At 67.6% G+C, this 26434-nt stretch carries 21 protein-coding genes; 12 read left to right on the forward strand and 9 right to left on the reverse strand.

Features of this window, described 5'->3' with window-relative positions:
* Positions 1-11: 11 nt before the first annotated feature.
* From motA to AC1RKE_RS07045, 3 genes are all read right to left on the reverse strand, one after another.
* On the reverse strand, positions 12-878 hold the full coding sequence (gene motA, locus AC1RKE_RS07035; RefSeq protein WP_054766474.1) for a flagellar motor stator protein MotA: 867 nt from the start codon (positions 876-878) through the stop codon (positions 12-14).
* Between the two features lie 86 nt (positions 879-964).
* Positions 965-2764, reverse strand: coding sequence for a long-chain-acyl-CoA synthetase (locus tag AC1RKE_RS07040; RefSeq protein WP_152950835.1), 1800 nt, complete (start codon positions 2762-2764; stop codon positions 965-967).
* Between the two features lie 200 nt (positions 2765-2964).
* The gene (locus tag AC1RKE_RS07045; RefSeq protein ID WP_395941854.1) at positions 2965-3516 is read right to left on the reverse strand and encodes a lipocalin family protein; all 552 of its coding nucleotides are present in this window, start codon (positions 3514-3516) and stop codon (positions 2965-2967) included.
* A 167-nt stretch (positions 3517-3683) separates the two neighbouring features.
* Here AC1RKE_RS07045 and cysD point away from each other — a divergent pair, with 167 nt between their 5' ends.
* The 4 genes from cysD to AC1RKE_RS07065 all read left to right on the forward strand — a co-directional run bounded on the left by cysD (position 3684) and on the right by AC1RKE_RS07065 (position 7465).
* The gene (gene cysD / locus AC1RKE_RS07050; RefSeq protein ID WP_191557951.1) at positions 3684-4643 is read left to right on the forward strand and encodes a sulfate adenylyltransferase subunit CysD; all 960 of its coding nucleotides are present in this window, start codon (positions 3684-3686) and stop codon (positions 4641-4643) included.
* Positions 4643-6556 (forward strand): sulfate adenylyltransferase subunit CysN, encoded by a 1914-nt coding sequence (cysN, locus tag AC1RKE_RS07055; protein WP_348684985.1) that lies wholly within the window; start codon positions 4643-4645, stop codon positions 6554-6556. The genes cysD and cysN overlap by 1 nt, the downstream gene beginning before the upstream one ends.
* 30 nt (positions 6557-6586) lie before the next feature.
* The gene (locus AC1RKE_RS07060; RefSeq protein WP_348684983.1) at positions 6587-7231 is read left to right on the forward strand and encodes a glutathione S-transferase; all 645 of its coding nucleotides are present in this window, start codon (positions 6587-6589) and stop codon (positions 7229-7231) included.
* A 90-nt stretch (positions 7232-7321) separates the two neighbouring features.
* On the forward strand, positions 7322-7465 hold the full coding sequence (locus tag AC1RKE_RS07065; protein WP_156314214.1) for a hypothetical protein: 144 nt from the start codon (positions 7322-7324) through the stop codon (positions 7463-7465).
* Positions 7466-7469: 4 nt separating this feature from the next.
* On the opposite strand, the gene AC1RKE_RS07070 is transcribed toward AC1RKE_RS07065, so the two are convergent.
* Together AC1RKE_RS07070 and AC1RKE_RS07075 are read right to left on the reverse strand one after the other, a co-directional pair.
* The gene (locus tag AC1RKE_RS07070) at positions 7470-9143 is read right to left on the reverse strand and encodes a lytic transglycosylase domain-containing protein (RefSeq protein ID WP_492896681.1); all 1674 of its coding nucleotides are present in this window, start codon (positions 9141-9143) and stop codon (positions 7470-7472) included.
* A 101-nt stretch (positions 9144-9244) separates the two neighbouring features.
* Positions 9245-10042, reverse strand: coding sequence for a uracil-DNA glycosylase (locus AC1RKE_RS07075; RefSeq protein ID WP_348685450.1), 798 nt, complete (start codon positions 10040-10042; stop codon positions 9245-9247).
* Positions 10043-10238: 196 nt separating this feature from the next.
* Here AC1RKE_RS07075 and AC1RKE_RS07080 point away from each other — a divergent pair, with 196 nt between their 5' ends.
* Positions 10239-11894 (forward strand): electron transfer flavoprotein-ubiquinone oxidoreductase, encoded by a 1656-nt coding sequence (locus AC1RKE_RS07080; protein ID WP_395941973.1) that lies wholly within the window; start codon positions 10239-10241, stop codon positions 11892-11894.
* Between the two features lie 19 nt (positions 11895-11913).
* Here the strand turns inward: AC1RKE_RS07080 and AC1RKE_RS07085 are convergent, their stop codons facing one another.
* Entirely contained in the window at positions 11914-12249 is a 336-nt protein-coding gene (locus tag AC1RKE_RS07085) for a type II toxin-antitoxin system PemK/MazF family toxin (protein WP_152950827.1), read from the reverse strand.
* Entirely contained in the window at positions 12236-12451 is a 216-nt protein-coding gene (locus AC1RKE_RS07090; RefSeq protein ID WP_152951162.1) for an AbrB/MazE/SpoVT family DNA-binding domain-containing protein, read from the reverse strand. The genes AC1RKE_RS07085 and AC1RKE_RS07090 overlap by 14 nt, the downstream gene beginning before the upstream one ends.
* Positions 12452-12551: 100 nt before the next feature.
* Between AC1RKE_RS07090 and AC1RKE_RS07095 the strand changes: the two genes are divergently transcribed.
* The 7 genes from AC1RKE_RS07095 to AC1RKE_RS07125 all read left to right on the forward strand — a co-directional run bounded on the left by AC1RKE_RS07095 (position 12552) and on the right by AC1RKE_RS07125 (position 22739).
* On the forward strand, positions 12552-14456 hold the full coding sequence (locus AC1RKE_RS07095) for a tetratricopeptide repeat protein (protein WP_348684942.1): 1905 nt from the start codon (positions 12552-12554) through the stop codon (positions 14454-14456).
* Between the two features lie 223 nt (positions 14457-14679).
* On the forward strand, positions 14680-15552 hold the full coding sequence (locus tag AC1RKE_RS07100) for a 4-(cytidine 5'-diphospho)-2-C-methyl-D-erythritol kinase (protein ID WP_395941972.1): 873 nt from the start codon (positions 14680-14682) through the stop codon (positions 15550-15552).
* Positions 15553-15637: 85 nt separating this feature from the next.
* The gene (locus AC1RKE_RS07105; protein ID WP_152950824.1) at positions 15638-16531 is read left to right on the forward strand and encodes a glycine--tRNA ligase subunit alpha; all 894 of its coding nucleotides are present in this window, start codon (positions 15638-15640) and stop codon (positions 16529-16531) included.
* A gap of 156 nt (positions 16532-16687) precedes the next feature.
* A complete protein-coding gene (gene glyS, locus AC1RKE_RS07110; RefSeq protein WP_395941971.1) occupies positions 16688-18880 on the forward strand; it encodes a glycine--tRNA ligase subunit beta in 2193 nt (730 codons plus the stop codon).
* A 227-nt stretch (positions 18881-19107) separates the two neighbouring features.
* The gene (locus AC1RKE_RS07115) at positions 19108-21162 is read left to right on the forward strand and encodes a capsule polysaccharide biogenesis protein (protein WP_395941970.1); all 2055 of its coding nucleotides are present in this window, start codon (positions 19108-19110) and stop codon (positions 21160-21162) included.
* A 28-nt stretch (positions 21163-21190) separates the two neighbouring features.
* Complete coding sequence (locus AC1RKE_RS07120) at positions 21191-22342, forward strand: beta-ketoacyl-ACP synthase III (protein WP_348684460.1); 1152 nt, start codon at positions 21191-21193, stop codon at positions 22340-22342.
* Between the two features lie 136 nt (positions 22343-22478).
* The gene (locus AC1RKE_RS07125; RefSeq protein ID WP_182713300.1) at positions 22479-22739 is read left to right on the forward strand and encodes a hypothetical protein; all 261 of its coding nucleotides are present in this window, start codon (positions 22479-22481) and stop codon (positions 22737-22739) included.
* 67 nt (positions 22740-22806) lie between these two features.
* Here AC1RKE_RS07125 and AC1RKE_RS07130 read toward each other — a convergent pair whose 3' ends face one another.
* Both AC1RKE_RS07130 and ppdK read right to left on the reverse strand, forming a co-directional pair.
* The gene (locus AC1RKE_RS07130; RefSeq protein ID WP_054766462.1) at positions 22807-23334 is read right to left on the reverse strand and encodes a porin family protein; all 528 of its coding nucleotides are present in this window, start codon (positions 23332-23334) and stop codon (positions 22807-22809) included.
* A 342-nt stretch (positions 23335-23676) separates the two neighbouring features.
* Positions 23677-26355, reverse strand: a complete 2679-nt coding sequence (gene ppdK, locus AC1RKE_RS07135; protein WP_348684461.1) for a pyruvate, phosphate dikinase — start codon at positions 26353-26355, stop codon at positions 23677-23679.
* Positions 26356-26434 lie beyond the last annotated feature (79 nt).

Here is a 26434-nt window from a genome sequence, read left to right on the forward strand (position 1 = left end):
CGTGTTCCGGTTCAGTCGTTCGACACGTTGTTCAGCGTTTCTTCCATCTCGCTGAAGGACGGCTGGAGGGAGGAGGGGATGTCGCCCCGGCCGATCTCGGCCGAGATCTGGGCCGCATTGCCGTGCAGGTGGGCCACCAGGACCGACTGGATGATCTTATAATAGGCCGCTTCTTCGTTGATGATGGCCGTCAGGCGCGCGGCGAACGGACCGACCAGACCATAGGCCAGGAACACGCCCATGAAGGTGCCGACCAGGGCCCCGCCGATCATGGTGCCCAGCACCTCGGGCGGTTCGGTGATCGAACCCATGGTCTTGATGACGCCCAGCACGGCGGCCACGATTCCGAGGGCGGGCAGGCCGTCGGCTAGGTTCTGCAGGGCGTGGGCGTTTTCCAGATGCTCGTGGTGGTGCTTCTCGAGCTGTTTTTCCATCGCGTCTTCGACCTGGTGCGGATCTTCCAGGTTCATCGTCATCATCCGCAGGGTGTCGCAGATGAAGTCGACGGCGAAGTGATCCTTCAGCACCTTGGGGTACTTTTGGAAAATCGTCGATTCCTTGGGCTTTTCGATGTGGCTTTCCAGGGCCACCACGCCCTTGGACTTCATCGTCTTGGTCAGCTGGAACAGCAGGGACAAGAGGTCCTTATAGTCCTGCTTCTTCCATTTCGGTCCGGCGAAGGTCTTGCCCAGGCCGCCCATCGACCCCTTGATCACGGGCAGGGAGTTGGAGATCAGGAAGGCGGCGATGCCGGCCCCCCCGATGGCCATCAGTTCGTGCGGGGCGGCGTGGATGATGACTTCGAACTTGCCGCCGGAGATGGCGTAGCTGCCGAAGACGAGGCCGAACAGCAGCACAATGCCGATGATCTGAAACATGGGGACGCGACATCCTAGACGGAGAGGCGTCGACCATGGCGGTTATTGATTAAGACGGCGTTTCGCCAAACGCCGTCCAGCCGCCGTCAAAGCCGGCCTTCACCGTTCAGAATGGCCGTGCGCGCCGCCGCAGTCAGCTTCTGATAGCCGCTCTTGCCGCCGCGCACATACAGGGACGCCCCGACCCTTTCGGGATCGAAACCGTCGGCCACAAGGTCGGACTTGCGATATTTGAAGGTGCCGGTGGTCTCGGCTGCCTCGATCATTCGCAGGAAGACGGGTTGGGCGTAGGCTGGCAGTTTGCCATTGATGTGGTCGGCGAAGGTCTTGGGATCGAACTTGCCTTCGATCACCAGGGCGGCCATCCCCGCCTTGCCTTCCTGGCCGGGCACGGGAATGCCGTAAACGATGGCTTCGGCCACGCCCGGCGCATCCATCAGAACCTGTTCGACCTCGGAGGTCGAGACATTCTCGCCCTTCCAGCGGAAGGTGTCGCCCATCCGATCGACGAAATAGAAGTAGCCCTCGGCGTCCTGGCGCATCAGGTCGCCGGTGCGGAACCAGCGATCGCCCTTCTTGAACACGTCGGTCAGGATCTTCTTCTGAGAGGCGGCCTTGTCGGCATAGCCCGAGAAGTCGTGACGGATGTCGTTGCCGATTTCGCCGATCGCTTCGCCGATCTCGCCCACGCGGGCCAGGCGGCACAGGCCGTCGGGCCCCCGAACTGGCTGTTCAGTCTCGACGTCGCACTGAACCAGACGGATGTTGATCTGCTTCTTCAGATAGCTGGGGACGCGGCCGATGGCGCCCTGTTTTCCGTCGAAGTTGAACAGGGAGACATTGCCCTCGGTCGAGCCGTAGAACTCCAGCACCTCGGGAATGTTGAACCGGCTCTGGAACTCAGGCCAGACGTCGCCGCGCATGCCGTTGCCGAAGGCGAAGCGCAGCTTGTGCTTCTTCTCATAGGCCTGGGGCGGACAGTTCACCAGATAACGGCACAGTTCGCCGATATAGACGAACATGGTGGCGCCCGACGCCACGACGTCCGGCCAGAAGCTGCTGGCTGAAAACTTCTTGCGGATCACCAGGCGCGCGCCGTTCAGCAGGGCCGCGCCCACGCCCACCAGACCGCCGGTCGAATGGTAGAGCGGCAGGACGTTGAAGATGCGGTCCTTTGGGGTCGAACGGGTCGCCCCGGCGAAGGCGCGCATATAGGTGCGGGCGCGCGAATGCGGAATGCGGGCGGCCTTGGGCAGGCCGGTGGTGCCGGAGGTGTAGATGTAAAGGGCCGTGTCGCGGTTCGTCAGACCCTCGCGTCCGCTGCGGGCGGGGCGCACCGAAGAGCCGCCGCGCACCGGCTTGTCCAGGCCCCGGCGTTCGCTGTTCTCGTCCTCGTCGTCCAGGCCCAGAACCCACAGCATCAGATTGTGGCCGACCAGGGGGCGGGCGTCCTCGATCTGGCGCCAGCAGTCCTCGTCCGCGACGACCTGGAAGGCATTGGAAATGGTCAGGCAGTGGGCCAGGCCCTGGCCCGTCAGATTGGTGTTGATCAGGGCGGTGGCCACCCCGACCTTCGAAAAGCCGATCCAGGCCGCCAGATATTCGACCCGGTTGGTCATCATCAGGGCGATGGTGTCGCTGCGGCGCAGGCCCCGGCTCTTGGCCCAGTGGGCGAAGCGGTTCGCCATGGCGTCCAGGTCGCGATAGGTCAGGCTGCGGCGCTCGTCCTCGACGGCGATGTTGTCGGCGAACTTGTCGACGGCCTCTTCGAAGTCGTCGCACAGCAGGACGTCGCTATCCAGCTCGATCGGCTTGATGCGCTTGAGCAGACGGAACAGGCCCCGCGCGAACCTCACGTCCCTGCGAATATTCGCTACCAAACCCATGCTCGCCGATTCTCCGGTCTGTGCGTTTCCACCCGTCTTCGTGATGAACGAAGCCGGTCCGTCGGGTCAACCGTGTGGCGGTCAATCACCTGCGAAAGCGCCACGATTGCCGACGGGCGTGTCCCAATTGTTCGCGTGACGTGACGTAAATCTAGACCCAAAAACGCGACAGCGACGTTATGCGTCGCCGACCCTGATCCTCAGCGGGCCGGAAGGGCGGGGTATTCCAGGCGGCTCACGTCATAGCCCAGGGCGCGCGCGCGATCCGTCAGGGCCTTGATCTCGGCCGCGCTCGGCACGTCCCGCGTGTAGATGAACAGGCGGTGGAAGGTGGGATCGGTCGAGATGAACCAGCTGTAGTCGTCGGCGCGGTCCAGCACCCAGAAGTCCCAGGTGACGAAGCCGTGCAGATAGCGCACGCGCAGCTTGGCGTTCGTTCCGGGGTCCAGGATGCGTCCGTCGCCGCTGATCGCCTTCTCCTTCCCTTCGGGCGTGCCGATCTGACAGGTGTCGCGCACCGCGATTCGGTCTCCGCCCAGCGGGCGATAGGCCGAGGCGCCGGCGACGCAGCCGTCGGTCAGCCGGTCCGGCAGGCGCGCCACCTCATGCCAACGCCCGGACCAGAGTCGGTCGATTTCGATCGCCTTCAGCGGCTGCGGCGCCCGATATTCGGACGGCGAAGGGGCCGTGACGCAGGCGGCCAAGGCGCCGCAAAGACTCAGAGACAGGGCGAGGCGGGCGAGCGTTTTCATGATGGAATCCCCTTTCGGCCATAAAGCCGCCACATGCGGCTCAGGTTCCGCCCAGGCTTGGCCGTTCGCCCGTCAGGTGCAAATCTCTCGACGGGCGACAGTATCATTCGCTTGCGACCCATTGCATGCTGGGCTTTCACGTCAGGGTTCGATGGAGACCTGACCTGGTGGACGCCGCCATTCTGACTGAACAGCCGACCCCGATCCGACCCTTGGCGATCAGCCCTTCGCGGCTGACCCATCTTCAGCGCCTGGAGGCCGAGAGCATTCACATCATGCGGGAGGTGGCGGCCGAGGCCGAGCGCCCGGTCATGCTGTATTCGATCGGCAAGGATTCGGCGGTGATGCTGCATCTGGCCAGGAAGGCCTTCTATCCGTCCACGCCGCCCTTCCCCCTGCTGCACGTCGATACGACGTGGAAGTTCCGCGCCATGTACGCCATGCGCGAACAGGCCGCCGCAGACCTGGGCGTCGAACTGCTGGTGCACCAGAACCCGGAAGCCCTCGCGCGCGGCATCAATCCGTTCGACCACGGATCGGCCCTGCACACCGACCTGTGGAAGACCGAGGGGCTGAAACAGGCTCTGTCCCTCCACGGCTTCGACGCGGCCTTCGGCGGCGCCCGGCGCGACGAGGAGAAGTCGCGGGCCAAGGAGCGGATCTTCTCCTTCCGCACCGCTGAACACCGCTGGGACCCAAAGAACCAGCGACCCGAGCTCTGGCGGCTTTACAACACCCGCAAACGGCCGGGCGAGAGCATCCGCGTCTTCCCCATCTCCAACTGGACCGAACTGGACGTCTGGCAATACATCCATCTGGAGAACATCCCCATCGTGCCTCTGTACCTCGCCGCTGAACGGCCGGTGGTGGAGCGCGACGGCGCCCTGATCATGGTCGATGACGACCGCTTCCGCCTGCGGCCCGGCGAGACGCCCCAGATGAAGTCCGTCCGCTTCCGCACCCTGGGCTGCTACCCCCTGACCGGGGCGGTCGAGAGCACGGCTTCGACCCTGCCCGAGGTCATTCAGGAAATGCTGCTGACCACCACCTCTGAACGCCAGGGCCGGATGATCGACCACGACCAGTCCGCCTCGATGGAGAAGAAGAAGCAGGAGGGCTATTTCTGATGGCTCACCAGTCCGACCTCATCGCCCGCGACATCGACGCCTATCTGGACGCCCACCAGCACAAGAGCCTGCTGCGCTTCATCACCTGCGGCAGCGTCGACGACGGCAAGTCCACCCTGATCGGCCGGCTGCTGTACGACTCCAAGATGATCTTCGAGGATCAGATGGCGGCGCTGGAGGCCGACAGCCGCCGCGTCGGCACGCAAGGGGGCGACATCGACTTCGCCCTGCTGGTCGACGGCCTGGCCGCCGAGCGGGAACAGGGCATCACCATCGACGTGGCCTACCGCTTCTTCTCGACCGAAAAGCGCAAATTCATCGTCGCCGACACGCCGGGTCACGAACAGTACACCCGCAACATGGTCACCGGCGCCTCGACCGCCGACGCGGCCGTCATCCTGATCGACGCCCGGCGCGGCGTCCTGACCCAGACGCGGCGGCACGCCTATCTGGTCAGCCTGCTGGGCATTCGCCACGTCATTTTGGCGGTGAACAAGATGGACCTGATGGGCTGGTCCCAGTCCGTGTTCGACGCCATCGTCGCCGACTTCTCCGCCTTCGCCGACCAGATCGGGCTCCAGGCCTTCGACGCCATCCCGATGTCCGCCCTGCGCGGCGACAACATCACCGAAGCCAGCGCTCATTCGCCCTGGTACGCCGGCCCGCCGCTGATGAGTCTGCTGGAAACGCTGGAGGTCGGGGACGATCTTCAGGCCGATCCCTTCCGCCTGCCGGTGCAATGGGTCAACCGGCCCAATCTCGACTTCCGCGGCTTCTCCGGCCAGATCGCCGCCGGCACGGTGCGCCCCGGCGATCCCGTCCGCGTCCTGCCGTCGGGCAAGACCTCGAGCGTCGCCCGCATCGTCACCGCCGACGGCGACCTGGCCCAGGCGGTCGCCGGACAGTCGATCACCCTGACCCTGGCCGACGAGATCGACGTCTCGCGCGGCGACGTCCTGGCCGGCGCCGACGCCCCGCCGGAGGCCGCCGACCAGTTCGAGGCCACGGTGGTCTGGATGGACGACGAACCCTTGCTGCCGGGGCGGCCTTACTTGCTGAAGATCGGCGCCAAGCTGGTCGGGGCGACCATCACCGAGCCCAAGCACAAGGTGAACGTCAACACCCTGGAGCAGCAGCCGGCCAAACGGCTGGAGCTGAACGAGATCGGGGTCTGCAACCTGTCGCTGGACGCCCCCGTCGCCTTCGCCCCCTACGCTCAGAACAAGGACCTCGGCGGCTTCATCCTGATCGACCGCATCAGCAATCGAACGGTCGGGGCGGGCCTGCTGCATTTCGCCCTACGTCGCGCCCACAACATCCATTGGCAGGCCCTGTCGGTGGACAAGGGCTCGCGCGCGGCCATCAAGAACCAAAAGGGCAGGGTGATCTGGCTGACCGGCCTGTCCGGCGCCGGCAAGTCCACCATCGCCGACCTGGTCGAGAAGCGGCTGCATGCCGACGGCCGCCACACCTATCTGCTGGACGGCGACAACGTCCGCCACGGCCTGAACCGCGACCTGGGCTTCACCGAGGAGGACCGGGTCGAGAACATCCGCCGCGTCGCCGAGGTGTCGAAACTGATGGTGGACGCCGGGCTGATCGTCCTGGTCAGCTTCATCTCCCCCTTCCGCGCCGAACGCCGCATGGCCCGTGAGCTGCTGGGTCCGGGCGAGTTCGTCGAGGTCCATGTCGACACGCCCCTGGCCGTCGCTGAGCAACGCGACGTCAAGGGCCTCTACAAGAAGGCCCGCGCCGGCGAACTGAAGAACTTCACCGGCATCGACAGCCCCTATGAAGCGCCCGAGGCGCCCGAGATCGTCGTCGACACCACGACCATGTCGGCCGAAGATGCGGCGGAACGGATCGTGGCCTGGTTGGACGGCCGGTTCTCGACCGAGGATTTCAGCATCTGAGGCGGGACTGCATCGCCGCGAGGAGCCAATATGGAACTGATCATCGGGCCCCGGACCTATTCGACCTGGTCCCTGCGGGGGTGGCTGGTGATGAAGCGCACGGGCGCTGACTTCACCACCGTGGACGTCCGCTATGAGACCCAGGCCCAGAAGGGGGCGCTGCGTCAGGTCTCGCCGTCCGGCTTCGTCCCGGTGCTGAGGCACGGCGATACGCTCATCTGGGATACGCTGGCGATCGCGGAATGGGCGGCCGAGACCTATCCCGAGGCGCGGCTGTGGCCTGCGGACCCGACGGCCCGCGCCCTGGCCCGATCGGCGACGGCGGAGATGCATTCCGGTTTTTCGGCCCTGCGGACCTTTTGCGGCACGGGGCCGGACCGGCCCATGGTCGGCGAGGCCCGGTCCGAGACCCCGTCGGACCCGGCCCTGGACCGCGATCTGGCCCGGCTGGTCGATCTGTTTCGCCAGATGCGCGGCCGGTTCGGGCAGGCCGGGCCCTGGCTGTTCGGGGACTGGTCGATCGCCGACGCCTTCTTCACCCCGGTCGCTGCGCGCATCCGACACTTCCAGATCGACCTCAGCGCCCATGGCGACGACGGCGCAGCCGCAACCCATGTCGCCGCCCTCCTGGCCCAACCGGATTTCCGGCAGTGGGAGGCTGAGGCCCTGGCTTAAGGGTTTCGCAACCTTGGCCGCAGACGGGCCGTTAAGATGACGTCGTTATCTTGACCGGCGTGGGACCGCCCGTTCCACCCGGAGGACGAGATGCCGCTTCACACCCCTGCGCCGACCAAGGCCGCCGTTCAGGTCAAGGCCTCGTCCGAAGGCCTCAGTCCGCTAGCCGGCTACGGCCTGGCGGCCCTGGTGGGAGCGGCCTTCTGGGCTCTTCTGCTGGCGGCGGTGTTCTGAAAACCTATTGGGCGCCGGCGATCGGGCTGGCCTGGGCCACCATCAGGGGCTGTTCCGTCGGCGGCGTATAGTCCAGGGCCAAGGGCACGAGCCGGGCGCCCGAAGCGACCGCATCCAGGGTCTTCAGCGGGCCGCCGAACAGACGCTGATAGATCCAATAGGCGGCGACGACCTTTTCCACATATTCGCGGGCCTGGGGCACGTCGATCGTCTCGATCAGCAGCAGGGGATCGGCGTCCGGCCCCAGTTTTCTCAGGGCCGCCAGCATTGGGCCAGGGCCGGCGTTGTAAGACGCCACCGCGCGCAACAGATCGCCTTGGAAGGCCGGCAGGTTCAGCATCCGGCTGACATAGGCCTGACCCAGCCGCATATTGGTCGCCGGGACCAGAAGCTTGGTCGGGTCGGTCACGAAGGTGCGGTCCCCCGTCATCTCCGCCGCCGTCGTCGGCATGACCTGCATCAGCCCATAGGCGCCAGCGCCGGACCGGGCGTCGGGATTGAAGTCGGTCTCCTTGCGCGCCAGGGCGTAGACCAGGGCCTTTTCGATGACGAAGCCGCCCTCCGGCTCCAGCACCGGCATGGGGAAGCGGGTCGCGTCGATCCGAGCGACGTCGCCGCCGCTGCTGGGCATCATCACCCGCGCCAAGGCCATCCACATCCGCGCGGCGTCGCCCACCGCCGTGCGAAGCCCGGCGCGCAGCTCATTCTCGCCCTCGGTGCGACGGCCGACCTCGTAATAGGCGACGGTGCGCCGGGCGCGGGCGTCGCTCTGCACGAAGGCGTTCAGCTCATCGGCCCCGACGCGGCCGTCCTGGGGCACATAGACGGCGCGCTGCAGCCGGGGTGGGGCCTCATAGGGGCGGGGGCCCAGGTTTTCGATCGCCGGTTCTTCGCCCAGCTGACGCAGGGCGATCTGGCCGTAGAAGGTCGCCGGCCACTGTCCCGCCAGACGCAGATAGTCGTTGACCCGGTCCTGGCGGCCGGACTGGGAGGCCGCACGCGCGGTCCAATAGGCGGCGCCGGCGCGGACCCAGGGATCTTCGGTCGGATCATTGGCGACGCGCTCGAAGGCGGCGAAGGCCTGATGGAACTGACCCAGCCGCCATTCGGCAAGACCCACCGTCCACCAGTCGCCGATCTCGCGGCCGACGGCCGAGGCGCCGGTCAGGTCGTCGTTGTTGTATGCGACGCGCGCCGCCTTCATCGGATCGACGGCCGGTCCCCCCGAGACGGCGGCGACGACGCTGTTCCAGGTCCGCCCCAGAAGGCCCCCTGGCTTGACCGGTTCCGGCGCCCCGTCGGGCCGACGCCGCATGGCGAGGGCGTAGACCCGGTCCGCGCAGGGCAGGTCGGAATAGGACTCAAGCCAGGCGGTCAGCTCTTCATAGGTGGCGACATGGTCCGGGTGGAACAGGCTTTCGAACTCGACCTGACCCAGCAGGACGCGGTCCTGAGCCTGACGCGCCGACAGGCGGGCCGCCTCGATGTCGCCGCGCCGCAGGGCGTCGAAAGCGGTGGTGTAGGACAGGCGATCCGATGAACTCAGGGCCGTAGGGCGGACGGAACCGGAACTGACGTCAGCCATTCCCTCTGCGGGCGCTTCGGCCTGCGCTGCGCCGGCGAAGGCGAGCGACAGCACCAGAGTCGGGGCGATCAGCGCCCGGCGAAACATAATCATACGCGGCGGCCCCGTTGGCGTCGCCCTGCCCGTTCTCGTCAGGCGGGGATCGTGTGGCGTTGGTCGTCAAACGATCATGATGCCTTAAAGCGGCGGTAACCTCAACCTGAGCCGTCCAGCCGCGCCGAAAGCGCCAGCAGATCGCCCCAGACCAGCCGCTTGGCCTGGGGCTGACGCAGCAGGAAGGCGGGGTGCAGGGTCGGCACGACCGGCGCGGACACGGCGCCCTCGTTCAGGCGCCACTCCCGCCACTGGCCCCGGATTTTCATGATGCCCTCCTCGGTCTGAAGCACCGACTTGGCCGAGGCCGCGCCCAGCAACAGCACCGCCCTGGGCTGCAACAGCGCAAAGGCGCGCTCGACGAAGGGCGCGCATACCGCCTGTTCCTGCGGGGTCGGGGTGCGGTTGCCCGGCGGGCGCCAGAAGACGGTGTTGGTGATGAAGACCTTGCCGGTCAGTCCGGCCGCCGCCAGCATTCGATCCAGCAGCTTGCCCGCCTTGCCGACGAAGGGCTGGCCCATCCGGTCCTCTTCGGCGCCGGGGCCTTCGCCGATGATCAGCACCGGCGCGTTCGGGTCGCCACGGCCGAAGACCGACTGGGTCGCCCCCATGGCGCGCAGGGGACAGCCTTCGAACGCCGCCACCGCCGCCGCCAGATCCTGGAGCGTGGCGGCCCCCGCCGCCAGGCGTCTCGCCTGGGCGATCGCATCGACTGCGCCGGGTCCGACCAGGGGCGCGGCCACCGAGGCCGTGGCCTTCTGCACCGCCTTCAGGGCGGGCGGCGGGGCCAGATGGGTATGATCGACCGGCGCGTCGCCGTAGCAGGCGTCCACCCCCGCATCCCGCCAAAAGGCGAGCAGGCTTTCGATTGCAGCGATCTCGTGAGGTTGCGCGTTCATGTCTCAACACACCGATAAGCCTTGACCGCCCTCGCGTCACCTTCCGATAAGCGGCATAACCACACGAACAAGCAGGATTTCAGGGGAAGACATGGCCGAAGAAGCCATCGAGGGCGGCGCGGAAAACGCCCGCCAGGAAGCCATCATCGACAATCTGCCGCCGCTGGAGGCTCTTCAGGGCGTCGAGCGCGAGGTCATGGAGTATGACGTCGTCATCGTCGGCGGCGGCCCCGCCGGTCTGTCGGCGGCCATCCGTCTGAAACAGCGGGCGGAAAAGGACGGCAAGGACATCAGCGTCGCCGTGCTGGAAAAGGGCGCCGAGGTCGGCGGCCACATCCTGTCGGGCGCGGTCATCGACCCCAAGGCGCTGAACGAACTCTTCCCCGACTGGAAGGAGCGCGGCGCCCCGCTGGAGACGCCCGTCACCCAGGACCGTTTCCTGCTGCTGGGTCCGCAAGGGTCGGCCGCCCTGCCGATGGGGCTGATGCCCCCCTTCATGCACAATGACGGCTGCTACATCGCCTCCCTGGGCAATGTGGCGCGCTGGCTGGGCGAACAGGCCGAGGCCCTGGGCGTCGAGGTCTATCCCGGCATGGCCGCCAGCCACGTCGTCTGGGAAGAAGAGACGGGTCGAGTGAAGGGCGTCGTCGCCGGCGTCTTCGGCATCGACCGCGAGGGCAAGCCGACCGGCGACTTCCAGCCGGGCATCGAACTGCACGGCAAATATGTCTTCATCGCCGAGGGCGTGCGCGGCTCCCTGGCCAAGACCATCATCGCCCGCCACAAGCTCCAGGACGGCAGGTCGCCTCAGAAATACGGCATCGGCCTGAAGGAGCTGTGGCAGGTGCCGGCGGATAAGCACCAGCCCGGCCTGGCCCAGCACACCACCGGCTGGCCGCTGGACGAGCACACCGGCGGCGGCAGCTTCCTGTATCATTTCGGCGACCGCTATGTGGCGATCGGCTATGTCGTTCACCTGAACTACAAGAACCCGCATCTGTCGCCGTTCGACGAGTTCCAGCGCTTCAAGCACCACCCGGCCATCGCCTCGCACCTGGAAGGCGGCACGCGCATCTCCTACGGCGCACGGGCCATCACCGAGGGCGGTCTTCAGTCCATTCCGAAGCTCAGCTTCCCCGGCGGCGTCCTGATCGGCTGCTCGGCCGGCTTTGTGAACGTGCCCCGCATCAAGGGCAGCCATAACGCCATGAAGACCGGCATGCTGGCCGCCGACGCCGCCTATGACGCGGTTCAGGCCGGACGCGGCGGCGACGAACTGGTCGAGTATGAGGCCGCCTTCAAGAAGAGCTGGGTCTATAAGGAGCTGTCGGTCGTCCGGAACGCCAAGCCCCTGCTGTCCAAGTTCGGCACCACCCTGGGCGGGGCTCTGGGCATGTTCGACATGTGGTGCCGCACCCTGCTGGGCGGCTGGTCGCCGATCCCGACCCTGCAACACGGCAAGACCGACGCCGCCTCGACCGAGCCCGCAGCCAAGCACAAGCCGATCGCCTATCCCAAGCCGGACGGCAAACTGTCCTTCGACAAGCTGTCGTCGGTCTTCATCTCCAACACCAACCATGCGGAAGAGCAGCCGGCCCACCTGAAGCTGCTGGACCCGTCCAAGCCGATCCAGGTCAACCTGCCCAAATACGGCGAACCGGCCCGGCTCTACTGCCCGGCGGGGGTCTATGAGGTCGTCTATGCGGACGAGGTCGCCAAGACCGACCCCCGTTTCGTCATCAACGCCCAGAACTGCGTCCACTGCAAAACCTGCGACATCAAGGATCCGTCGCAGAACATCGTCTGGACCACGCCCGAGGGCGGCGGCGGCCCGAACTATCCGAACATGTGAGGCAATCCCGGCGCTGGGGTCATAGCCAGCGCCGGATCGTCTCCATGACGACAGCCAGTCGCGCCTCGTCCAACGCCCCGATCCGTTCCGCCGCCGACGCTTCAATGGTGGCGATCTTGGAGGGGCGCACGACCGAGGGGGCGGGCAGGCCGGATTCGCCATAACGGTTACCCAGGTCCAGATCATCGGGCCAGCGCCGGTTGGCGGCGCTGGTGATCATCACCACCCAGATCAAGGCGGCCTGATCCCCGATCCCGCCTGCGGACACCACCAATCCTGGCCGATGCTGGCGGGTGTTGCGGTCGGTATAGGGAAAGGGGATGCGGACGACGTCGCCGCGCTTAAAGGTCGGCATAGGCTTTGCGGTCTGCTTCGCCGTCCCATTCCTCGAAGGTCGCAAAGGGGTCGTCGGCGACCGGTTTGCGGGCCTTTTTCAACAGAACCCGATTCCCCTCGATCTCGTAGATCAGCTCGTCGCCGTCCTGCAGTTTCAGAGCGGCGCGCACGGGCTGGGGAATGGTCGTCTGGGCTTTGGACGTCAGGCGGCTGGTGATCATCATCGCCTCCGTAAGGATTATCCTTACGGTACGCCCTTATCGGCCGTCGTCAACCATCCGCCCACTTGCAGGGGCGGGGGAAAGCGTGAAGGGTCGGGGCATGATCGCCTCCCATTCGCGCCTGTTCGCCGCCTCCCTGACCGTCCTCGCACTGGCCATAGCCCAGGGGGCCGTAGCGCAGGAGACAAGACCGGCGTCGCCGTCCGTCAATCCGTCCCAGGACCATCCGCCCGCCATAATCCTCGAGCCGGGTCAGACGCCTGAAGCCGCGCCCGCCGAAGACGAACCCGAGGACGGCGCGCCTCAGGAAAAGACGCCCGGCGGCGATCCGGCGATCGACGTCGCGGGCGATGACGAACCGGCCGCCCCGCCCATCCCCGAAATCTGGTCGCCGATTCCGACCGACGCCCAGGGCCGCAGCGCCTATGGGCTTTATCTCGCCGGCAAACTGGCCCTGATGACGGGGGAGGGCGAACGGGGCGCCGATCTTCTGGCCCAGGCCCAGGCCCTGACGCCGGAACAGCCGCGCCTGCGCGAACAGGCCTTCACCTCGGCCCTGCTCAGCGGCGATCTGGACGTGGCGGCGCGCCTGGCGCCGACCGCCGACGCCTCGCCGGCGTTTACCGAGGGCGGGCGGCTGATCGCGGCCGTGCAGACCTTCGTGCACGGCGACGCCCGCGCCGCCGACGCCGCATTGGCCGCCCGACCCATCGCCGCCCCGCACGCCCGCGCCGGGCTGATGGTCGCGCCCTGGATCGCGGGGGCGGCCGGCGACTGGACCCGCGCCCTGGCCGCGCCACCGGCCCAGGGCGATCCCGTCACCCTGGCCTTTGCGCGCCAGAACCGCGCCCTTCTCTTGGAAAAGCGCCGCAAATACGCCGAGGCGGAGGCCGAGCTGAAGGCCCTGTCCGATCTGCCGACCCTGGGCGCCCTGTTCCACCGGCCCTATGGCGAGTTTCTGGAGCGGCGCGGCAAGCGGGATCAGGCCCTGGCCGTCTATCAGGCGGCGATGCAGGGACAGACCGATCTGGCGACCGCCCGCGCCCTGGCGCGCCTCCAGGCCGGCGATCCGCCTCCGCCCGCTCCGGACTTCCGCCAGGGCGCGGCCCAGGCCCTGGCCACGGCCGCCGCCCAGGCCGTGGCCGAACGGGGTAATGAGTTTGCGGTGGTCTATCTGCGGCTCGCCCTGAACCTGCACGAGGATGCGGCGACCCAGATTCAGCTGGCCCAGGTGCTGGACCGGGTGGGGCTGAAGTCCGCCGCCCGCACCGCCCTGTCGCGCGTCGGGCCGGAGGATCCGGTTCTCTACGCCAGCGCCCGCGCCCAGCTGGCGATCAATCTGGAGGAGGACGGCCAGTCCGAGGCCGCCCTGACCGAACTGCGCGCCGCCGCCGCCGCCCAGCCGGACGATCCGCGCATCGCCCTGGTCCTGGCGGGCCAGCTGATCCAGGCGCAACAGTTCGAGGCGGCCCTGACCCTGTTGAACGGTCCCTTGCTGAACACGGCGGACCAGGGCGCCCACATCCACTTCCTGCGCGGCGCGGCGCTGGAATCGCTGGACCGCATCCCCGAGGCCGAGGCCGAACTGTGGGCCGCGCATCAGGCAGACCCGAACAACGCCGACGTGCTGAACTATCTCGGCTATCTGTGGGTGGATCGGGGCCTGCGTGTCGATCAGGGCGCCGGCCTGTTGGCCCAGGCCCACGCCGCTGCGCCCGACAACGGCAATATTCAGGACTCCCTGGGCTGGGCCCAGTTCAAGCAAGGCTATTACGACACCGCCGTCGTCACCCTGGAGCAGGCGGTCGAGAAGGAGCCGGCCAACGCCGAAATCAACGACCACCTGGGCGACGCCTATTGGAAGGTGGGGCGTCGGCGCGAGGCGGTCTGGCTGTGGAACCGCGTCCTGAGCCTGGACCCGGAGCCCGAACGCAAGGTCGAGGTCGAACGCAAGATCGCCAACGGCCTGGACGGCGCCGGCCCCGCGACCGGCGTGTCGCAATAGGGGGCGCGCCACCGCACCCTCAGCCCCCGCGCAGACACACCCATGCCCGTCATCCTCGCCCTTGTGGCGAGGATCCAGACTCCCGGTGTGTCCGCAGACGTGCGCCCGCTCGAACACCGGGAGTCTGGATCCTAGGGACAAGCCCTAGGATGACGACCGGGAAGGGAGAGGGGCGCCGTATTCCCCGTTCCGACCCAGCCCCCAAGTCGCTAAGACCTACTCCATGCCACCACTCACGGCCCTGGCCCCGGCCAAGATCAATCTGTTCCTGCACGTCGGCCCGGTGGACGCCGACGGCTATCATCCCCTGTCCAGTCTGGTCGCCTTCGCCGACGTCGGCGACCGGGTGACGGTCGAGCCCGCCGACCGCCTGTCGCTGAGCGTGAGTGGCCCGTTCGGCGCGGGTCTGGCGGCCGAGCCCGACAATCTGATCCTGCGCGCCCTTCGCGCCCTGGGCCAGGCGACCGGAACCGGCGAGCCGCCGCTGAGGGTGACGCTGGACAAGCGCCTGCCCATCGCCGCCGGCCTGGGCGGGGGGTCTTCCGACGCCGGCGCCGCCCTGAAACTGGCGCGTCAGGCCCTGGCGCTGGACATAGACGATGTGGAACTGGAGGCCGTGGCGGGGGTCATCGGCGCCGACGGCCCCATGTGCCTGCGGATGCGCACCGCCTGGGCCGAGGGCCGGGGCGACGTCCTGACCGACGAACAGCACCTGCCGCCGCTCCACGCCGTCCTGTTCAATCCGGGCGTCCCTTCGCCCACCGGCGCCGTCTACCGGGCCTATGACGCCGGTCCGCCGCGCGCCGCTGACCGTCCCGCGCCGCCCGCCGACTGGAGCCCGGCGGCCGTCATCGACTGGCTGGCCGGCCTCCGCAACGATCTTCAGCCGCCCGCCGAGGCCCTGACGCCCGCCATAGCCGATGCGGTTTCAGCGGTGGCGACGACGCCCGGCGTGGTCCTGGCGCGCATGTCCGGCTCGGGCGCCACCGTCTTCGGCCTGTGCCGGTCCGGCGAGGACGCCGCCGCCGCCGCCGCCGCCCTGTCGGCCGCCCATCCGGCCGCCTGGGTCGCCGCGACCCGGCTCGCCGCCGCCTGAGCCATAAATCCCCGGCGCGTGTTGAAGCGCGCGGCGCCGGGCCCTATGGTCCGCCGTCTTTTTTCCAGCCCCTCCCGAGCCCGATTTGACCACCTCGACCGAGCCGCTCGCCTTCCAGGACCTGATCCTGACCCTGCATCGCTATTGGGGCGACCAGGGCTGCGCCATTCTCCAGCCCTATGACATCGAGGTCGGGGCCGGCACCCTGCACCCCGCCACCGTCCTGCGCGCGCTCGGCTCAAAGCCGTGGAAGGCCGCCTATGTCCAGCCCAGCCGCCGCCCCGGCGACGGCCGCTATGGCGAGAACCCGAACCGTCTCCAGCACTATTATCAATACCAGGTCATTCTGAAGCCGAACCCGGACAATCTTCAGGAGCTCTATCTCGGCTCGCTGGCGGCGATCGGGATTGATCCGAAACTGCACGACATCCGCTTCGTCGAGGACGACTGGGAGAACCCGACGGTCGGCGCCTGGGGCCTGGGCTGGGAGGTCTGGTGCGACGGGATGGAGGTGACCCAGTTCACCTATTTCCAGGGGGTCGGCGGCATTGAGGTCGATGTGGTCTCGGGGGAACTGACCTACGGGCTGGAGCGTCTGGCCATGTATGTCCAGGGCGTGGACAACGTCTATGACCTCAAGTTCACCAAGGAGGGGCTGACCTATGGCGAGGTCTTCCTGGAGAACGAGCGCCAGCAGTCGGAGGCCAACTTCCACGGCTATGACGTCGACGGTCTGAAACGCCGGTTCGAGGATATGGTGGCTGAGGTCTCGCGCCTTCTGGCCCTGACCGGACCCCAGGGCCAGCCCCTGGTCCTGCCGGCCTATGATCAGGTGCTGAAGGCCAGCCACCTGTTCAACCTGATGGACGCGCGCGGCGCCATCGCCGTCGCCGAGCGCCAGAGCTACATCGGCCGCATCCGCGAACTCTGCAAAGCCTGCGCGACGGCCTATGTAGAGCGGGAACGGGCCGAGGCATGATTTCCCTTTCCGCTCATCCCCGCGAAAGCGGGGACCCAGTCCTGTCGCGAGGCGCGGTGTCTGGGATGGCGGTTGAAGCCCCTACGGCGCCGGTCGTGCGCCCACAGCGCTGGGTCCCCGCTTTCGCGGGGATGAGCGGACAGATTTGAGACTCTAATGCCCCAACTCCTCCTCGAGATCTTCTCCGAAGAAATTCCCGCCCGCATGCAGCAGGGCGCCGCGCGCGACCTCGACCGCATGGTCTCCGACCGGCTGAAGGCCGCCGGCCTGACCTGGGACGCGCTGACCACCTACGCCGGCCCGCGCCGTCTGACCCTGGTGATCGAGGGCCTGCCCGCCGCCACGCCCGACCGCGAGGAGGAGATCAAGGGGCCCAAGGCCTCGGCGCCGGAGCAGGCGCTGGAGGGCTTCCTGCGCAAGACCGGCCTGAACCGTGACCAGCTGACCGAGCGCGACGGCGTCCTCTACGCCGTCCTGTCGTCCAAGGGCCGGGCCACGACCGATCTGGTCGCCGAGACGGTGGACCAGGTCATCCGCACCTTCCCCTGGCCCAAGTCGATGCGCTGGGGCTCGGGAAGCCTGCGCTGGGTCCGTCCGATCAAACGCATTCTGTGCCTGTTCGACGGCAAGGTGGTCCCGTTCGAGATCGACGGCATCCCGTCCGATGCGATCACCGAGGGCCACCGTTTCCTCGGCTCTGGCCAACTGCTGAAGGTCAGCGACTTCGTCGACTACCGCACCCAGCTGGAGCGGGAGTTCGTCCTGCTGGATGTGGCCGACCGCAAGCTGCGCATCCTGGAACAGGCCAGGGCCGCCTGCGCCGCGCGCGGCCTGGTGCTGGTCGACGACGACGGCCTGCTGGACGAGGTGGCGGGTCTCGCCGAATGGCCGACCCCGATCCTGGGCGACATGGACCCCCAGTTCCTGGCCCTGCCGCCCGAGGTCGTGCGCCTGTCGATGAAGGTGCACCAGAAGTATTTCGCCGTCCGCAGCTCTCCCCCCTCTGGGGGGAGCACCCGCGAAGCGGGGGAGGGGGGCGCGCCCCAACTGGCCCCCAACTTCCTGGTCGTCGCCAATGTCGAGGCGACCGACGGCGGCAAGGCCCTGGCCGCAGGCAACAGCCGCGTCCTGTCCGCCCGCCTGAACGACGCCCGCTTCTTCTGGGACGAGGACCAGAAGGTCGGTTTCGACGCCTGGAACGAAAAGCTGAAGGGCGTCACCTTCCACGCCAAACTGGGCACATTGGCCGAGCGGGTCGAGCGCATCGCCGCTCTGGCCCGCGAGATCGCCCCCCTGGTCGGCGCCGACGCGGTCGAGGCCGAGATGGCCGCCCGCCTGTGCAAGGCCGATCTGGCCAGCGGCATGGTCGGCGAATTCCCGGAACTGCAGGGGATCATGGGCGGCTATTACGCGCGTCTGCTGAGCGCGCCCCCCTCGTCCGCTTCGCGGCCACTCCCCCCTGAGGGGGGAGATCGCACGGATCAATCCTCCCCCCTTGGGGGAGGGGGACCGCGGAGCGGTGGAGGGGGCTGGACGCCTCAAGTGCGCGACCGCATCGCCGACGCCGTCCGCGACCACTACAAGCCGCAAGGCCCCGCCGACACCGTCCCGACCGCGCCCGTCACGGTCGCCGTCGCCCTGGCCGACAAGCTGGACACCCTGGTGGGCTTCTTCGCCATCGACGAAAAGCCCACGGGCTCGAAGGACCCGTTCGCGCTGCGGAGAGCGGCGCTGGGCGTGATCCGTCTGGTGCTGGAGAATGGGGTGCGGTTGTCTTTGGGCGGCGTCCTGTTTGGCGTGGCTGTCGCAAGTAAATTCGGCGCTCCGACGGGTATACTTGCCTTCTTCGCCGACCGCCTGACCGTCCTCCTCCGCGATCAGGGCCAGCGCCACGACCTCGTCGCCGCCGTCTTCGCCCTGGGCGACGACGACCTCGTCCGCATCGTGCGCCGGGTCGAAGCCCTGGCCGCCTTCCTCGCCACCGACGACGGGGCCAATCTGCTGGCCGGCTACAAGCGGGCCTCCAACATCCTGCGCGCCGAGGAGAAGAAGGGACCGGTTCCGACCGGCATGGTCCAGACCGGCCTGCCGAACCAGCCCGAGGCCGAGACCACCCTGGCCTTCGCCGTCAACGCCGCCCGCACCGCCGTCGAGACCGCCCTGGAGACCGAGGATTTCGCCGCCGCCATGACGGCCCTGGCCGGTCTGCGCGCACCGGTCGACGCCTTCTTCGAGGCGGTGATGGTCAACTCCGACGTTTCCGAGGAGCGCGACAACCGTCTGAAACTGCTGGGCCAGGTGCGCGACGTGATGGGCCAGGTGGCGGACTTCGGCCAGATCGCGGGGTAGTCTTCAAGACCCTCTCCCGCTTGCGGGAGAGGTGGCCCGGCGTCCGGCGTAGCCGGACCAGGGTCGGAGAGGGGAGTCTTGTTTCAACAAGAAGACTTCCCCCATCGTCAGGCGTGTCGCTGCGCGCCACGGCCTGACACTTCCCCCGCAAGCGGGGGAAGATCAGCACACTCTAGCCCGACGCCCCCAACCGCCCTAAACCTCGCGCTCAATCCGTCGGACCCGCCTTGACCCCAACCTCGGACATCGCCGCAAAAACCCCCGCCTGGGTCTGCGCGCCCGGCGTGCTGAAGGTCCCCTTCCTCGATGTCTTCCTGAACGACTACGATCTGCGCCGCCTGCCGGGCGATCAGGTCCAGGCCGCGCTGGGCTGGGGCCTGAAGCCGACCGCCGCCGCCGGTCGCCGCTGGGCGGAAGCCAACGCCCGCCCCTATGTCGCGCTGGAGGACGGTTTCCTGCGCTCGGTCGGCCTGGGGGAGGCGGGGGCGGCCAGCCTCAGCCTGATCGTCGATGACCTGGGCGTCTATTATGACGCCACCCGGCCGAGCCGCCTCGAACAGCTGATCCAGACCGCCGACGGCTGGTGCGACGCCGCCCTGACCGCCCGCGCCCGCGCCCTGATCGACCGGATCGTCGCCTCGGGCGTGTCCAAGACCAATATGGGCGGGCCGCTGGACCCCGGCCTGCTGCGGCCCGGCCGCCGCGTGCTGATCGTGGACCAGACCTTCGGCGACGCCTCCATCGGCTATGGGCTGGCGACGCAAGACAGTTTCGACGCCATGGTCGCCGCCGCCCGGCGCGACGAGCCCGAGGCCCAGCTGATCGTCAAACGCCACCCGGCGGTGGCGGCGGGCAGGAAGCGAGGGTGCGTCACCGATCTGTCCGGCGTCACCCTGGTGGACGCCGACGTGCGGCCGGCCGACCTGCTGGCGGCGGTGGACGCCGTCTATTGCGTCACGTCTGCGCTCGGATTCGAGGCCCTGTTGCGCGGCCTGCCGGTGCGCTGTTTCGGGGCGCCCTTCTATTCCGGCTGGGGCCTGACGACCGACGCCGTGGACACCGGCCGCCGGGGTGTAGGGCGCAGTCTGGAACAGGTCGCCGCCGCCGCCCTGATCGCCTACAGCCGCTATGTCGATCCCGTCACCGGCGAACTGTGCGAAGCTGAACAGGCGCTGGAGCGGCTGATTTGCCTGCGTGATCGGGCCGACCGTCTGGCTGGGAACTGGGCCGCTGTCGGCTTCGCCCCGGCCAAACGCCCGCCGGTGCGCCGCCTGCTGAACTCGCCCAAGGCGCGGATGCGCTATTTCATGTCGCCGTCGCGGGCCGCCGCCCATGCCGCCGCGACCAATGGTCGGCTGATCTGGTGGGCGGGCAAGGAGAGCGAGGCCGTGCGCCGCGCCGCCGCAACCTTTAACGGCCCGACGGTTCGCATGGAGGACGGCTTCATCCGCTCGCGCGGCCTGGGGTCCGATTTCGTCGGCGCCCTGTCGGTCGCTCTGGACGACCAGGGGGTCTATTACGACCCGTCGCGCCCGTCGCGGCTGGAGACCCTGATCCAGACGACGGACGCCACGCCGGAGCAGCTGGCCCGCGCCGCTGCGCTTCGGACCCGGATCGTCGAGGCGGGCCTGTCGAAATATAATCTGAAGGGTCAGGCGCCCGCCGACTGGCCCGCGGATCGCGACATTCTGCTGGTCGTCGGCCAGGTCGAGAACGACAAGTCGATCCTGCTGGGCTGCGAACCGGACTTGAACACCAACTCCGCCCTCGTCGAGGCGGCGCGGGCCGATCATCCAGACGCCTTCCTGGTCTATCGCAACCACCCCGACGTTCTGGCGGGCAACCGGCCCGGGCGGCTGGACGCCGCGGCCCTGTCCGCCGTCGACGCCGTGGCGGACGGGCTGGACATCATCGACTGCCTGAACGCCTGCCGCCGGGTTGCGACCCTGACCTCCCTGACCGGGTTTGAGGCCCTGATGAGGGGCAAGGCGGTGTCGGTCTATGGCCGACCCTTCTATGCGGGTTGGGGCCTGACCGACGACCGGCTGAGTTTCGAGCGCCGCACCCGGCGGGCTACGGTCGATCACCTGATCCTGGCCGCCCTGGTCCATTATCCGATCTATGTCACGCCGACGGGCTGGCCCTGCGAGGCCGAGGACCTGGTTCAGGCCCTGATCGCCTCCCGAGACCGGCCGCCGCCCCCGGCGCCGCGCGGCCAAATCCAGCGCTGGGCCGCCGGGATCATCGCCAGTCTCGACCGCAGGCCGCCGCCGTCCTATTGAAGGCGTTCGCAAAGGAAACTGTCTACCCGTGCAACACGCCGTCATCGCCGCAACCGGCCTCTTCACCCCCGAACAATCGGTCTCCAACGCCGAACTGGTCGACAGCTACAACGCCTGGGCCGACGGCTGGAACGCCCGTCACGCAGATCGGATCGAGGCGGGGGAACTGGAGGCCAAGCCCCATTCCTCGCCCGAGTTCATCGAAAAGGCCTCGGGCATCAAGCAGCGGTTCGTGATGGACAAGGCCGGGGTGATCGACCCCGCCCGCATGGCGCCCAACCTGCCCGAACGCAGTAATGACGAGCTGTCGATCCTGGCCGAGATGGCGGTCAAGGCCGCCCGCCAGGCCATCGAGGCCTGGGGCAAGCCGGTCAGCGAGATCGGCGCGGTGCTCTGCGCCGCCTCCAACATGCAACGCCCCTATCCGGCCATGGCCATCGAGGTGCAGCAGGCCCTGGGGATCGAGGGCTTCGCCTTCGACATGAATGTCGCCTGTTCCTCGGCCACCTTCGGGATCAAGACGGCGGCGGACTTCATCGCCGGCGGCTCGGTCAAGGCGGTGCTGATGGTCAATCCGGAGATCTGCTCGGCCCACCTGAACTTCACCGACCGCGACAGCCATTTCATCTTCGGCGACGTGGCGACCGCCGTGATCGTGGAATCCTCGGACACCGCCGGGCCGGGCGGCTGGGACGTGCTGGGCACGCGGCTGAAGACCGTCTTCTCGAACAATATCCGCAACAATTTCGGCTTCCTGAACCGCAACGCGCGCGACACCGACCATCTGGATTCGCCGGTCGCCGACGACAGCGTTCAGAACGACAAGCTGTTCATCCAGCAGGGCCGCAAGGTCTTCCGCGATGTGGTGCCGATGGTTTCGGACATGATCGTCGATCATGCCGGCGAACTGGGCCTGGATCCGCGCGAATTGAAGCGGCTGTGGCTGCACCAGGCCAACATCAACATGAACCAGCTGATCGGCAAGAAGGTGCTGGGTCGCGAACCGTCGTCGGAAGAGAACGTCATCATCCTGGACGACTACGCCAACACCTCCTCGGCCGGCTCGATCATCGCCTTCCACCTGCACAACGACGGCTTCGTCCCCGGTGAGACCGGCCTGATCTGCAGCTTCGGCGCAGGGTACTCGGCCGGGACCGTATTCGTGCGCAAGCGTGGCTAGGGTGACGAAACCAAAAGTTTCGACCGGCGTTACGGCAGGTTAATCCCGATCTGCGACGATAATTTCTGAGGCCACGCTTGAATCCGGCGGCGGATTTTGCGAGGCGTTCGATTGTCGAGAACAGGGGAGTTCCCAGATGGCTCAGACGACGCCGAAGACAGTGCTGGAAAGCCTGGCTCAGGATATCGCCGCCGTGCTGAAGAGCATGGGCGGCTCGGCCCACCAGAATTTGGTCGTCGACTGCGTTGCGGCCCTCCGACGTCAGCGCGGCGAGGCGGTGGACGCCCAGGCCCTGCGTCAGAAGATCATCGAAGCCTTCGAACAGTACCGCGACTGGTTCGTGCGTCCGTTCGGCGAAGGCTCTCAGCGCTGGGCCCTGGCCCGCGACTTCGCCTGAAGTCCTGAAAGCAAAAAGGCGCGCCCCTTTCGGAGCGCGCCTTCTTCAATCCGCCTGATCGCCGGGATCAGAAGCGACGGATGTAGCTGAGCGAATAGGCGTCCGCCTCGCCCGCGTCGTCACGGTAGTCGCGACGGGTCCAGTCGGCCCGCAGGCCGTTCACGCCGTCCAGATAGTAGTTGGCGCCGGCGCCGTAGTTCCAGCTGTCGCCGCCCACGTCGGTGTTGGCGCCGGGGAACTCCTGCTTCAGCTCGGTATGGCCGTAACCACCGCGCGCGAACAGCTCCAGCTTGTCCGAGACCGGCACCTTGCCGACCACATAGCCTGCGGCGTCCCACTCGTGCTTGGTCGTGCCGTCCACGCCGGCGACGGTGAAGTCGTCGTCCTTGACGCCGACCGAGGCCTCGGTCTCCAGAGCCAGGTAGCGGTTCAGATTGACGCCCAGGCGGCCGGTCACGGCGCCGGTGGTGGCGTTGTCGCCTTCAAGATGAGTATAGCCCAGTGATCCGTAACCACGCGGTTCAGGATTGGTTTGAGCAAAAGCCGGAGCGGCGATTGCGGAAACGGCGACAGCAGCGAGAAGAATGTTGCGCATTGTTTCTTATTAACTCCTAGATGTGATGACCGGTTGGATCATCAGCCCCATCCAGCGAGTGCTTAAATAGGTGAGGGCGTTCTCTGTTCCAGAGGCCGCCAGAACAGTCCGTCGTCTGTGGACGGCGAGACACACACTGTGTTCTGTCAAGGTCGGCGACTTTGTGGCGATGCAACAAAAAGGGCGGCCTCGTCAGAGACCGCCCTCTAATCTTTCACCCCGTCATCCTCGGGCTCGACCCGAGGACCAGACGTTGATCGGGCTGTGCGTCAAAGTCTTCGCACAAGCGGCGTCGCGTCCGATCCTCGGGTCAAGCCCGAGGATGACGGAGAATGTCTAACCTCAGCGGTCCTTCTCACGCTCCCCGCTCAGCGCCGCCTGGGCCGCCGCCAGGCGGGCGATCGGCACGCGGTAGGGCGAGCAGGAGACATAGTCCAGCCCGGCCTTTTCGCAGAAGGCGATCGACGACGGATCCCCGCCGTGCTCGCCGCAGATGCCCAGCTTGACCTCGGGGCGAACCGCACGGCCGCGTTCGGTCGCGATCTCGATCAGGCCGCCGACGCCGTCCTGGTCCAGACGCACGAAGGGGTCCGTCTCGAAGATGCCCTTGTCCAGATAGGCCTGCAGGAACCGCCCCGAGTCGTCGCGGCTGATGCCGAAGGTGGTCTGGGTCAGGTCATTGGTGCCGAAGCTGAAGAACTGGGCGTATTCCGCCAGGTCCCCGGCGCGGATGGCGGCGCGGGGCAGTTCGATCATGGTGCCGACCAGATAGTCGACGCTGTCGCCCGCGTCGGCGAACACAGCCTGAGCCGTGCGGTCTGTCAGTTCGCGCAGATATTTCATCTCCAGACCCAGGGCGACCAGCGGGTGCATGATCTCCGGGATCGGCGCCACGCCCGAGGTCTTCTTCACCTCCAGCGCGGCCTCGAGCACGGCCCGGACCTGCATCTCGTAGATCTCTGGATAGGCCACGCCCAGGCGGCAGCCGCGATGGCCCAGCATGGGGTTGGTCTCGTGCAGCTCCTTGGCCCGGCGCTTCAGCTTCTCGGCGTCGATGCCAGACGAGGCGGCCAGGGCGTCGATGTCCTCGTCCGTATGCGGGATGAACTCGTGCAGCGGCGGGTCCAGCAGACGCACCGTCACCGGCAAACCGGCCATGATCTCGAACAGTTCGACGAAGTCCGACTTCTGGAACGGGGCGATCTTGGCCAGGGCCGTGCGGCGCCCGGCCTCGTCGTCGGCCAGGATCATCTCGCGCACGGCGGCAATCCGGGTGTCGTCGAAGAACATATGCTCGGTCCGGCACAGGCCGATGCCCTCGGCGCCGAAGCCGCGCGCGGTCTTGGCGTCCAGCGGGGTCTCGGCGTTGGCGCGCACCTTCAGGCGGCGCACCTGGTCGGCCCAGCCCATCAGGGTCTGGAAGTCGCCGGTCAGTTCCGGCTCGATCATCGGCACGGCGCCGTCCAGCACCTCGCCCTTGGAGCCGTCGATGGTGATGATGTCGCCGGTCTTGAAGCTGCGGCCGCGGGCGGTGAAGACGCCCTTGGCCTCGTCGATATGGATCTCGCCGGCGCCCGAGACGCAGGCCCGGCCCATGCCGCGCGCCACCACGGCCGCGTGGCTGGTCATGCCGCCCCGCGCCGTGACGATGCCCCGCGCCGCATGCATGCCGTGGATGTCCTCAGGGCTGGTCTCCTCACGCACCAGGATGACGGCCTCGCCCAGCCCGGCCAGACGCTCGGCCTCGTCGGCGTCGAACACGATCTTGCCGGTCGCCGCGCCGGGCGAGGCGGGCAGGCCGGCGGCGATGACGGTGCGGGGCGCCTCCGGGTCCAGGGTCGGGTGCAGCAACTGATCGAGCGCCGAGGGCTCGACCCGGCTGACGGCTTCTTCCTGGCTGATCACGCCTTCCGCCGCCAGATCGACCGCCACCTTCAGCGCCGACTTGGCGGTGCGCTTGCCGTTGCGGGTCTGCAGCATCCAGAGCCGGCCCTGTTCGACCGTGAACTCGATGTCCTGCATGTCGCGATAATGGCTCTCCAGCTTGCCGACCACCTCGACGAACTGGCCGAACACCTCGGGCATGGCCTCTTCCATCGAGGGGGCGGTCTCGCCCATCTCCTCGCGGCCGATCCTGGTCAAGGACTGAGGCGTGCGGATGCCCGCCACCACATCCTCGCCCTGGGCGTTGATCAGGAACTCGCCGTACAGCCGCGCCTCGCCGGTCGAGGGGTTGCGGGTGAAGGCCACGCCGGTGGCCGAGGTCTCGCCCATATTGCCGAACACCATCGACTGGACGTTGACGGCGGTGCCCCAGCTCTCGGGGATGTCATGCATGCGGCGATAGAATTTCGCCCGGTCGTTCATCCAGCTTTCGAACACGGCGCCGACGGCGCCCCACAGCTGGTCCTTGGGATCCTGGGGGAAGGGGTGGCCCAGCTCGCGCTCGACCACGGCCTTGTAGTCCTCGACGACCCGCTCCCAGTCCTCGGCCTTCAGATCGGTGTCGACGCTGACGCCCAGCCGGTCCTTGTGGGCGTCCAGCACCTCTTCGAAATCGTCGTGGCTGAGGCCCAGAACCACGTTGGAATACATGGTGATGAAGCGGCGATAGGAGTCGAAGGCGAATCGCCGGTCGCCTGACAGCCTGGCCAGGCCCTCGACCGTCTGGTCGTTCAGGCCCAGGTTCAGCACCGTGTCCATCATGCCCGGCATCGAGGCCCGCGCGCCCGAACGCACCGAGACCAGCAGGGGATTGTCCACGTCGCCGAAGGTCTTGCCGACCACGCCCTCGACCTTGGCCAGGGCCATCTTCACCTGGTCTTCCAGATCGGCCGGATAGGTCTCGCCGTGGGCGTAATAGTAGGTGCAGACCTCGGTGGTGATGGTGAAGCCGGGCGGGACGGGCAGACCCAGGGCGGACATTTCCGCCAGGTTCGCGCCCTTGCCGCCGAGAAGGTTCTTCATCGACGCGTCGCCGTCGGCGGAGCCTCCGCCGAAGCCGTACACCCACTGAGTCATCTTAAGCCCCTGAGCTTTGTCTTAAGGTTCGGCGGGTTGACCCGCTCGCACATGCGGCCTGCTCTAGCGCGGCGAAACC

The sequence above is a fragment of the Brevundimonas sp. GW822-FHT03E11 genome (genome assembly GCF_058801445.1).